This window comes from Mycobacterium sp. E183 (assembly GCF_001667735.1).
GTDB lineage: Bacteria > Actinomycetota > Actinomycetes > Mycobacteriales > Mycobacteriaceae > Mycobacterium.
In genome coordinates, this window is the sequence record NZ_LZJN01000058.1 from 1 (window position 1) to 1,313 (window position 1,313).

Annotated in this window: 2 protein-coding genes and 1 pseudogene; 1 reads left to right on the forward strand and 2 read right to left on the reverse strand. The window is 68.8% G+C overall.

Annotated elements, in window-relative coordinates; genetic code table 11:
* On the reverse strand, positions 1-358 hold a 358-nt coding region (locus A5691_RS05955; RefSeq protein WP_156675524.1), incomplete at its 3' end, for an NAD(P)-binding protein.
* A gap of 76 nt (positions 359-434) precedes the next feature.
* On the reverse strand, positions 435-1,067 hold the full coding sequence (locus tag A5691_RS05960) for a TetR/AcrR family transcriptional regulator (RefSeq protein ID WP_068266469.1): 633 nt from the start codon (positions 1,065-1,067) through the stop codon (positions 435-437).
* 142 nt (positions 1,068-1,209) lie between these two features.
* Here A5691_RS05960 and A5691_RS28525 point away from each other — a divergent pair.
* A pseudogene (locus A5691_RS28525) lies at positions 1,210-1,313 on the forward strand (TetR/AcrR family transcriptional regulator); the annotation flags it as partial.

The window sequence follows — 1,313 nt, forward strand, 5'->3', positions numbered from 1 at the left end:
GCGGCATGTACACGTAGGACTCGACATCGCAGGCAATCCCCGGGTACCGGTTCCAGTACCAGGTCCCGCCCACGTCGGCCGCCCGGTCGATGAGCCGCACGCTGTCGACGCCGAGCTGACGCAGCCGCACCCCCGTCAACAGCCCGCCGAATCCGGCGCCGATCACCGCGACGTCGACTTCGTCGGTCAGCGGCTCGCGCGTGAATTCACCGTCTGCCCAGGGGTCGTCGGCGAAGCGCGCGAATGCCCCCGCCGTCTCGACGTACTGAGCGATGCCGTCCGGGCGCAATCGGCGCGCGCGCTCTTCCGCGTATTTGCGTCGCAGCGCGTCGACGTCGAACGACACGGTTTCAGTCAAGGCCCGGTCCTCTCGTGGCCCGACTATATAATCAATCGCTTGATCATATCAAGGCGGTGCCGTGTCGGCCCCGCCGCTATCCGCGCCCGCCGGCGAACAACGTTCCGCTGATCATCTTCTTGGCCGAGTCGAGCGCGGCGTGATAATCGCGCGGCGGCGACGTGGCCCCCAACTCGACCAACCCGTAGATGAGCGCGTAGAGGGCCTCGACGACGCTGTCCCGATCGGAAGGCCGCGACAGTTCGCCCTGCCGGTAGCCGTCGTCGACGACGCCCTCGATGATCTCGCGGAAAGCCTGAAATCCCGTTCCCCCGTCCATGTGCCGATCGGGGCCGACCACTCCTTCGGCGCGGATGACCCACTCGAAGGCGGCGAGATCTGGATACTCGCGCATGAGCCGGCCCGATTCGTCGAGAACCGCCCCGATGCGGTCGACCGCGCTCCCCGGCCGCTCGGCGGCCGCCCGCAGCCGTGGCAAAGCGACATCGGTGCGCGCCGCGATCGCCGCCTTGATCAGCTCCGCCTTGTTCGGGAAGTAGTGGTACAGGCTGCCGCTCGTCATGTCGGCGGCGCGGGCGATTTCGCGAATCGTGGTGCGGGAGTAGCCCATCTCGGCCACAGTGCGCATCGCCGCGGTGATGATGCGCGTGCGGGTCTGTTCGCCGTCGGCGCCCACCGGGCGCCCCAATCGCGAGGGCCGGGCGCTCATGCGGGACGGCACGCGCCGCCGTCCCGTCCCTCACGCACCGCGCACCTCCGCACGAACCCCGAATAAATCGATCACTCGATTATATTCGACACTGTCAGGCGCCGAGAGCCTGCGGACGGGACGCGCGAGTGCGGAGAACACGGTGACGCGGGCGCAGCGGGGACGCCCCGTCGGCGCCAGCGGTGAGGAGACCCGCCAGCGGATCATCGTGGCCACCATGCGCTGTGTGGCGACGGTGGGCTACTC

Bases quoted from the DNA above. Each gene is read 5' to 3' on its own strand.
- A5691_RS05960 (WP_068266469.1), bottom strand. From the start codon at position 1,067: ATGAGCGCCCGGCCCTCGCGATTGGGGCGCCCGGTGGGCGCCGACGGC.